Origin of the sequence: uncultured Roseicyclus sp. (assembly GCF_937892565.1) — a bacterium.
In the GTDB taxonomy this organism is placed as follows: Bacteria; Pseudomonadota; Alphaproteobacteria; order Rhodobacterales; family Rhodobacteraceae; genus Roseicyclus.
The window spans coordinates 1-8,508 of sequence record NZ_CALAHQ010000017.1 but is presented as its reverse complement, the minus strand read 5'-3'; the positions used below and the strand labels follow the sequence as shown (position 1 = coordinate 8,508).

The 8,508-nt window shown below is 64.0% G+C and carries 7 protein-coding genes; 3 read left to right on the top strand and 4 right to left on the bottom strand.

Features of this window, described 5'->3' with window-relative positions; genetic code table 11:
* Positions 1–459, top strand: a 459-nt coding sequence (locus tag Q0094_RS02420) for a hypothetical protein (RefSeq protein WP_297614882.1), incomplete at its 5' end; no start/stop codon positions are given.
* A gap of 142 nt (positions 460–601) precedes the next feature.
* Here the strand turns inward: Q0094_RS02420 and Q0094_RS02415 are convergent.
* Both Q0094_RS02415 and accD read right to left on the bottom strand, forming a co-directional pair.
* A complete protein-coding gene (locus tag Q0094_RS02415) occupies positions 602–1,876 on the bottom strand; it encodes a folylpolyglutamate synthase/dihydrofolate synthase family protein (RefSeq protein WP_297614880.1) in 1,275 nt (424 codons plus the stop codon).
* Positions 1,873–2,787, bottom strand: a complete 915-nt coding sequence (accD, locus tag Q0094_RS02410) for an acetyl-CoA carboxylase, carboxyltransferase subunit beta (RefSeq protein ID WP_297614878.1) — start codon at positions 2,785–2,787, stop codon at positions 1,873–1,875. The genes Q0094_RS02415 and accD overlap by 4 nt, the downstream gene beginning before the upstream one ends.
* A gap of 120 nt (positions 2,788–2,907) precedes the next feature.
* Between accD and rnr the strand changes: the two genes are divergently transcribed.
* Together rnr and Q0094_RS02400 are read left to right on the top strand one after the other, a co-directional pair.
* Positions 2,908–5,172 carry a ribonuclease R gene (gene rnr / locus Q0094_RS02405; RefSeq protein ID WP_297614876.1) on the top strand — a complete coding sequence of 755 codons (2,265 nt, stop codon included), beginning with the start codon at positions 2,908–2,910 and terminating at the stop codon, positions 5,170–5,172.
* A gap of 212 nt (positions 5,173–5,384) precedes the next feature.
* On the top strand, positions 5,385–6,641 hold the full coding sequence (locus Q0094_RS02400; RefSeq protein ID WP_297614874.1) for a lytic murein transglycosylase: 1,257 nt from the start codon (positions 5,385–5,387) through the stop codon (positions 6,639–6,641).
* Positions 6,642–7,033: 392 nt separating this feature from the next.
* Here the strand turns inward: Q0094_RS02400 and Q0094_RS02395 are convergent, their stop codons facing one another.
* Both Q0094_RS02395 and Q0094_RS02390 read right to left on the bottom strand, forming a co-directional pair.
* Positions 7,034–7,645: a transmembrane anchor protein gene (locus tag Q0094_RS02395; RefSeq protein ID WP_297614872.1), complete on the bottom strand. Its 612-nt coding sequence runs from the start codon at positions 7,643–7,645 to the stop codon at positions 7,034–7,036.
* A 16-nt stretch (positions 7,646–7,661) separates the two neighbouring features.
* Positions 7,662–8,390: a HupE/UreJ family protein gene (locus tag Q0094_RS02390; protein WP_297614884.1), complete on the bottom strand. Its 729-nt coding sequence runs from the start codon at positions 8,388–8,390 to the stop codon at positions 7,662–7,664.
* Positions 8,391–8,508 lie beyond the last annotated feature (118 nt).

Here is an 8,508-nt window from a genome sequence, read left to right as displayed (position 1 = left end):
GCCATCGGCATTCCGCCGGGATCGGAGGTGCGGATCTTCCGGTTCGGGCGACCCTGCCGATTTGAGGTTGTGGGCACGAGCACGCGCGAGGGAACGCAGGTCAACTTCCTGTTTTCGACCGAATACGACGGCACACCCTTCATCTACGGGGATGGTTCCACAGTTTATGGGCGGCTGTTCCACACCTTCATGGCGCGCGCGCAGGAGGCCTGCGCCCGCCGCAACGACGAGCCATGGCGGGGAAGCAACCTCACCAACCGGAGCAAGTGCATCATAGACTACTTCAGAAGGGCTCAGAGGGGCAACATCGAGACCCCTGTGTTTCAGAGCGAATTTTCCCCACAGCGCACGGTCGCGGTCTACTCCCGGGGGGATGACATTTACGGACTCAACGTCCGGAATGGCAATACCGGCGAAAGAATGCTGAACATCGATCTTTTGACAGAGGTGCCGCGGTGACCATCGAGATTACAAATGAAACAGAAAGTCCGCGCGTTGACCGTGCAATTGACCGCGCCTTTGGCGGCACCAAAACTCTCCGTCATCGGCGGATCGCCGCCTTGGTCAATATCCCGATGGCGTCAAGGCGGCCGTGGCTGCGTTAGCCGTTCGTTTTCAAGATCTCGCCGGCCAGATAGAGCGAGCCACAGATCAAGATGCGCGCCTCGGGATCTTGGGTGGTGATGGTCGCCAAAGCGGCCGCGACGCTGTCGGCCTCGTGCGCGGGCAGGCCGGCCGCACGGGCGGCCGTCGCGGTGTCAGATGCGGTCAGGGTCGCGGATTGACCGGGAATTGACACGGCATGCAGGCTTTGGGCGACCGCCGCCAGCGGCGCCATGAACCCCGTCACATCCTTGGTGTTCAGCATCCCGCAAATCAGATGCGTGGGGCGCGCGCCCATCCCGGCCAAAAGGGCGGCAATGGCGCGGGCGGCATGGGGATTGTGCCCGCCATCAAGCCACACTTCAGCGCGTGGCGCGCTGTCGACCAGCGGGCCATGGCGCAACCGCTGCATCCGCGCGGGCCAGACCGCCCGGGTCATCGCGGCCTCGCAGGCCGCTTCCCCCTTGCCCATGACGCGGAGCGCTGCCAACGCGATCCCGGCGTTCTCGATCTGATGGGCGCCCAAAAGTGTGGGCTTGGGCAGATCAAGCAACCCGGTCTCGTCTTGAAACACCAACCGCCCGGCTTCTTCCCAGACATGCCAATGCTGCCCATAAGCATAAAGCGGGGCCGACAGGCGCGCGGCCTGTGCCTCGATCACCGCAAGGCCGTCGTCGTGCTGGCGGCCGACGATCACCGGCACACCGCGCTTGATGATGCCCGCCTTTTCACCCGCGATCCGGCCCAGCGTGTCGCCCAGATATTGCTGGTGATCCATGTCGACCGGCGTGATCACGCACAGCGCAGGGGTATCCACCACATTGGTCGCATCCAGCCGACCGCCCAGACCCACCTCGAGCAGCGTGTAATCGGCGGGCGTTTCGGCAAAGGCCAAAAGGGCGGCGGCGGTCGTGATCTCGAAATAGGTGATCGCATCCGTGCCATTTGCGACAAGGCACCGGTCGAGCATGTCGGACAGCAGATCCTCATCGATCAGATCACCCGCCAGACGGATACGTTCATGAAAGCGGGCCAGATGCGGGCTGGTATAGGCATGCGTCACATGCCCCGCCCCCTCAAGACCTGCGCGGATCATGGCCAGCGTCGACCCCTTGCCATTGGTGCCCGCGATGTGGATCACCGGCGGCAAGCGCCGTTCGGGGTGATCGAGCGCGGCCAGAATGCGCCACATGCGCTCGAGCGTCAGATCCATGATCTTGGGGTGAAAAGACATCATCCGCTCAAGAAGGATGTCGGATCGCGGGCTGCTCACGGTGTGTCTTTTGCCTCGGGTTCGGCGGCAGCCGGGCTGGGCAGATCGGCAATCACAGCGGGCGGCAGGCGCGTCAGCATGCGGATGATGGTGATCAGCTCGCTGCGGATCTTGGCGCGCGGCGTCACCCGGTCGAGCATCCCGTGATCAAGCAGATATTCGGCGCGCTGAAAGCCTTCGGGCAGCTTTTCGCGGATCGTCTGTTCGATCACGCGGGGGCCTGCAAAACAGATCAGGGCGTTGGGCTCGGCAATCTGCACATCACCCAGCATGGCATAGGATGCGGTCACGCCCCCGGTCGTCGGATGGGTCAGAACCACGATATAGGGCAGCCTCGCTTCCTTGAGCATCTGGATGGCGACCGTGCTGCGTGGCATCTGCATCAACGACAAGATGCCTTCTTGCATGCGCGCGCCGCCTGCCGCCGAAAACAAAACCAGCGGCCGCTTGAGTTTCACGGCGCGTTCACAGGCGGCCACGATGGCATTGCCCACATACATGCCCATGGAGCCGGCCATGAAGTTGAAATCCTGTGCTGCCGCCACGATGGGGGTGCGGCCGATCTCACCTTCGGCCACCAGCATCGCCTCGGCCTCGCCGGTGGATTTCTGCGCGGCCTTGAGGCGGTCGGGATATTTCTTTTGATCGCGGAACTTGAGCGGATCGTCGATCGGCTTGGGCACCGCCACCTCGATGAAGATGCCGTTGTCGAACAGCGCCGTGAACCGCGCGCGGGGTGTGATCGCCATGTGATGCCCGCAATTGGTGCAGACATTCAGCGCATCGGACAATTCCCGATGAAACAGCATGGTCCCGCAGTCATCGCATTTTGACCAAAGGTTCTCGGGCATCTCGCGGCGCGAGAAGATCGAGTTGATCCGGGGGCGGACGTAATTGGTGATCCAGTTCATAAGCGCGCGGCTCCGGGGTCTGTCCGTGTCATGGTTCAGATATGGGATGGCGGGCCAACATGCAATCGGGCGCTGATTTCGCGCATGACGCGCAAGGCCGCGCGTGATAGGGCACGCGCCATGGCCCAGCTTCCTTCCAAAGACCAAATTCTTGCGTGGATTTCCGAAAATCCGCATGCCGCCGCAAAGCGCGATATCGCCAAGGCCTTTGGGCTGAAGGGCGCTGTGCGGATCGACCTCAAGCGCATCTTGAAGGAGCTTGAGGCCGAGGGGCATCTGGAAAAGCGCAAGAAAACCTATCGTGATGCCGAACGCCTGCCCCCCGTGGCGGTGCTCAAGCTCATGGCGCCCGATGATCTGGGCGATCAATTTGCCCAACCGCTGGAATGGTCAGGCGAGGGGCCCGAGCCGCGCATCCTGTTTTCGCCGCGCGCAACCGATCCCGCCTTGGGTGCAGGCGACCGGATTCTGGCCCGCCTGCAAGAGGTGCAGGGCGAAGATCATCATTATGTCGCGCGCTTGATCCGCAAGATCGGCACCAACCCGGCCCGCGTCCTTGGCGTGTTTCGTGCCGGGGCCGAAGGCGGTCGGATCGTGCCGATTTCCAAGGGCAGCGACCGCGATTGGCTGGTGCGGCCGGGCGAAACCCATGGTGCGCGCGACGGCGAACTGGTCGAGGCCGAACAGATCGGCCCCAAGGGGCAGATGGGCCTGCCCCGCGCGCGCATCGTCACGCGGCTGGGCGATCCGGGCGCGCCGCGCGCGGTCAGCCTGATCGCCATCGCCGAACACGGCATTCCCGATGCCTTTCCCGACGCGGCCGTGGCCGAAGCCGATGCCGCCACCCCCGCACCCCTTGAGGGGCGCGCTGATCTGCGCGATCTGGCGCTTGTCACCATCGACCCCGTCGATGCACGCGACCGCGACGATGCGGTTCTGGCCCATGCCGATGACGACCCGAAAAATCCCGATGGGCATGTGATCTGGGTCGCCATCGCCGATGTCGCCCATTACGTCCGCCCCGGCACCGCGCTGGACCGCGAGGCGAAGCGGCGCGGCAACTCCACCTATTTCCCCGACCGGGTGGTGCCGATGCTGCCCGACACGCTGTCGGGCGATCTGTGTTCGCTGCACGAACATGTGCCGCGCGCCTGTCTGGCGGTGCGCATGGTGATCGATGCCCAAGGCAACAAGATCGGCCACCGCTTTGTGCGGGGGCTGATGCGTTCGACAGCATCCCTTCACTACGAAGAGGTTCAGGCCGCCCGCGACGGCCTGCCCAATGCAAAGACCGCGCCCCTGGTCGATGGCATCATCGCGCCGCTTTATGCCGCCTATGAGGCGCTGACATCGGCGCGCGCGCGGCGGCAACCGCTGGAGCTTGACCTGCCGGAACGGCGGATCGAACTGAGCGAGGCGGGCGTGGTTTTGTCGGTGGGTTTCAAGGACAGGCTCGATGCCCATCGGCTGATCGAGGAATTCATGGTGCTGGCCAATGTCGCCGCCGCCGAGGAACTGATCGCGCGCCGTCAGCCGCTCTTGTTTCGCGTTCACGAAGAACCCAGCCCCGAAAAGCTGCAAGCACTGCGCGAAACCGCCGAGGCAAGCGGGTTCACCCTGGCCAAGGGGCAGGTGCTGCAAACCAGCCATCTCAACCGGTTGCTGGCACAGGCCCAAGGCACGGATTTCGACGAACTCATCAACATCACCACGCTGCGATCCATGCAGCAGGCCTATTATTTCCCGCAGAATTTCGGCCATTTCGGTCTGGCGCTGAAAGCTTACGCCCACTTCACCTCGCCGATCCGGCGCTATTCCGATCTGATCGTGCATCGCGCGCTGATCACGGCGCATGGCTGGGGCCGCGACGGGTTGCGCCTTGAGGATGCCGAAACGCTCGAAGAAACGGCCAAGCATATCTCGGACACCGAACGCCGGTCGATGGCGGCTGAACGCGACACCACCGACCGGTATCTGGCGGCTTACCTGTCTGACCGCGTGGGCAGCACATTCACCGGGCGCATCTCGGGGATCGCGCGCTTTGGCGCCTTTGTGAAGCTCGATGAAACCGGCGCCGACGGGCTGTTGCCCATGCGGGCCATCGGCAACGAATATTTCCACTATGACGTCGAAAGCCAGACCCTGATGGGGGCGGAAAGCGGGCTGAGCATTGGTATCGGCAACCGCGTGACGGTCAAGCTGGCCGAGGCAGTGCCAGTCACGGGCGGGCTGTTGCTTGATCTGATCGACATCGACGGGCAGAAAACCCCGACACGCAGATCCGGCGGCAAGGGGCGTGGCCCGGTGCGCCGCATGGCCGGACAGGCGGCAAAAAAGCGCGGCACGGTGCGCAAGAAAACCCCGCCCCCCCGAAACGGCCGGTAAGGCGCGGATCACGATCCTGCATCTGGGCGATATCTTGCTCAAAAATGCCGCCCGACAAACGCAAGGGATACCCTGCAAGCGCGTGACATTTCGGCTATACTACCGTCAGACTTACCATAATCTTGTGCCGGAACAACATCATGCGCCCTTTTGGCCCCGTCGGTTTTGCCTTGGTGTTGATCCTGACGACCCCTGTTTGGGCGCTGCCGCCCATGGCATCGCCGCGCCCCGAAATGCGCCCGACACAGGCACAAGCCCCAAGCCAAGACCAAAGCATGGCCGTTGAACGATCCATCCGCCCGGTGCCGCGCATCGATCCGGCGCGTGCCGCAGCCACGCCTGCCGATACGCAGGGTGATTTCACCGAATGGCGGGCCGGATTTCGGGCCCGGGCGCTGGCAGAGGGGATAAGGCCCGAAACCTTTGAGCGCGCCTTTGCCGGGGTTCAGGCCAACACCCGTATTCTGCAACGCGACAGCAATCAGGCCGAATTTTCGCGCATGCTGTGGGAATACCTCGATGGTGCGGTTTCGGATGCGCGGGTTTCCAACGGGCGCGCGGCACTGGCGCGTCACGGCGATGTTCTGGCCCGGATCGAACGCCACTACGGCGTCGAGGCCGAGGTGGTGGTGGCTGTCTGGGGTCTTGAGACCGCTTATGGCGCGATGCGCGGGTCAACCGACACCATCGGCGCCATGGCAACGCTGGCTTTCGAAGGGCGGCGGCGCGATTTCTTCGAGGCCGAGTTGATCGCGGCGCTGCGCATCTTGCAGGCGGGCGACGTCGGTGCGCGCCAGATGGTGGGGTCTTGGGCGGGCGCGATGGGGCACACGCAATTCATGCCGACATCCTATCTGGCGCTTGCAGTCGATTTCGACGGCGACGGGCGGCGCGATATCTGGTCGGACAATCCGGTGGATGCGCTGGCCTCGACCGCCAATTACCTGCGCCATCATGGCTGGACCACAGGCCAGCCCTGGGGGCTAGAGGTGGTCTTGCCGCCGGGGTTCGATTACGGCCTCACCGGCAGCGCGACCAAGCGTGGCGCAGCCTTCTGGGCACGCCAGGGGGTGCGGCCGGCCGATGGCGGCCCGCTGCCTGACCATGGGCAGGCCTCGATCCTCGTGCCGGCCGGGCACCGGGGCGTGGCGCTGATGATCTTTGACAATTTCCGTGTGATCGCACGCTACAACCCGGCCACTTCCTATGTGATCGGGGTGGGCCATTTGTCTGACCGGATCGCGGGTGGTGGGCCGTTCCGCGCCGCATGGCCGCGCGGCGACCGGGGGCTTAGCCGGGCCGAGCGCGAAGAGCTTCAGCGCGGTCTGGCCGCGCGCGGGCTGCATGCGGGCGCAATCGACGGCATCCTCGGCCCGCAGACATCCGAAGCCGTCCGGCGGTTTCAGGCCTCGGTCGGTCTTGTGCCAGACGGATATGCCTCGCCCAGCCTTCTGGAGCGGCTCAGATAGGCGTCACCACCCGTGACAGGCGGGCAAAGCCGATCAGATCGCGCAGCGTCTCCGGAAGGGGATTGTACATCTTCTTGATGCGCCTGGACTTGCAATCCATGGGGATTTTGCGGTGCTGGGGGCGTCTTTGCCGCGCGACCGCACAGCCCGCATGGTCTGGCGCGCCCGGGACGAGGCGTTCGAGGCCCGCGCCATGCTGGCTTGTCCCGCTGTCCACGACACCGGGCGCAGGCCAGACATCGGCCTTATGTGGGCTGTCGGCAAAGACTGTCCCATTGCCTTGGCCCGCTTGAAGCTCCGCAAAGGGCCGGCCACTTTGGTCCTGTCGTGGCCTGTGCCACGGGCGGAAAGCGGCCACTCGGTGCCAGGATCCCGAAAGACCGCCTCCGATCTCAATACGTTTCGATGACCTTGGCATAGACCCCGCGCAGTTGCAGCGTGACGGTCACGGCGGTGTCGTCGCGGTTGCGCCAGAACCAGCCATGTTCGCCGGCGAATGGGGCGTCAATGCTGCCTTCGGCGGCGGTTTCGCCGCGGCCGCGGTCATAGTCGACAGACTGGCCCTCGCCATGGGCATGCAGGTCGAAGTTGATCCGCCCGCCCGTCGCGGCCCACGCATATTGGGCCACATCGCCTGCGGCCATCACCAGCTTGATCTCGGCGGTGGAGCCGGGGTCGAGCGTGAAGGTGACTGTGTCGATCCACACTTCCTGCGCATAAGCCGCGCTGACGAACAGGCCGAAGAACCCGTCGATCAGGCTTGAGGATTGGTCCGTGTGGATGAGCGCATCCTGCGCCGCCTCTTCGGCCAGTTCGCGCTTGATCTCGCCCATCTCGGTCAGGCCAAGGATGCGGCCCACGCCGGTCGGGTCGATGGCATGTTCGGCAGGCAGGTAGACGGTGACAAGGATCACGACGGCGCCGATGGCCGCCATGATCGAGGAACGGAAAAGCTGCGCCTTGCTGGGCAGATCCTCGGGGCGGGGTTGGGGTGCGTTGTACATGTGTCTCTCCGATGTCTCAGGCCGAGGCGACGTAACCGGCGATCTGCTGGCCGGTCAGGATCACGCCAAGGACGATCATGATGATGTTGGCGACAGTGGCCTGCCGCATGAAGTTGGGGCTGCGCCGCCAGTAGCCCATGACGATCAGGATGACCGCAAGCGCCATGAGCTGGCCGATCTCGACGCCCACGTTGAAGGCGATGAGGTTGGCCAAAAGCCCATCTTCGGCGATCTGGTATTCGAGGATCTTTGTCGCCAGACCCGTGCCGTGGAACAGGCCAAAGATCAGCGTCGCGGCCTTGGTGTCGGGCTGGACCCCGAACCATTTCTGGTATGCGCCAAGGTTGTCGAGCGCCTTGTAGACCACCGACAGGCCGATGATCGCGTCGATGATGTAGGCGTTGATGCCCCAGCCATACCAGACGCCCAAAAGCATCGTCACCGAATGACCCACGGCAAAGATGCTGACGTAAACCGCCACATCCTTCATCTTGTAGAGGAAGAACACGACGCCCAAGAGGAACAGGATGTGGTCGTAGCCGGTCACCATGTGCTTGGCGCCGAGATAGATGAAGGGGATGATATGCACCCCCCAGATTTCCTGGATATAGCCCGCGTCACCCGGGGTGACGTTGTGGGCCAGCGCCGCCGCCACGCTCGATGCGTAAAGCGCAAGGATTGTAAGGGTAAGGGCTGTGGCGCGGTGCGCGGCCCGGGCGCGCAAGCCCTGTGACGTCAAAGGCATGAAAAACTCCGGTGTTGGCTGTGTCTGACGATGTTCGCCGCGCATCTCGCGCGGTGGCCCGTCAGGCACGCGGAGGTCGTTCGATCCGAAAAACGCTGTGATGGTCCGATTGTGACGC

Excerpts from the sequence above, each read along its gene's own strand:
- Q0094_RS02390 (WP_297614884.1), bottom strand. The coding sequence starts at position 8,390 with ATGCCTTTGACGTCACAGGGCTTGCGCGCCCGGGCCGCGCACCGCGCC.
- rnr (WP_297614876.1), top strand. The coding sequence starts at position 2,908 with ATGGCCCAGCTTCCTTCCAAAGACCAAATTCTTGCGTGGATTTCCGAA.
- Q0094_RS02400 (WP_297614874.1), top strand. The coding sequence starts at position 5,385 with ATGGCATCGCCGCGCCCCGAAATGCGCCCGACACAGGCACAAGCCCCA.
- accD (WP_297614878.1), bottom strand. The coding sequence starts at position 2,787 with ATGAACTGGATCACCAATTACGTCCGCCCCCGGATCAACTCGATCTTC.
- Q0094_RS02395 (WP_297614872.1), bottom strand. The coding sequence starts at position 7,645 with ATGTACAACGCACCCCAACCCCGCCCCGAGGATCTGCCCAGCAAGGCG.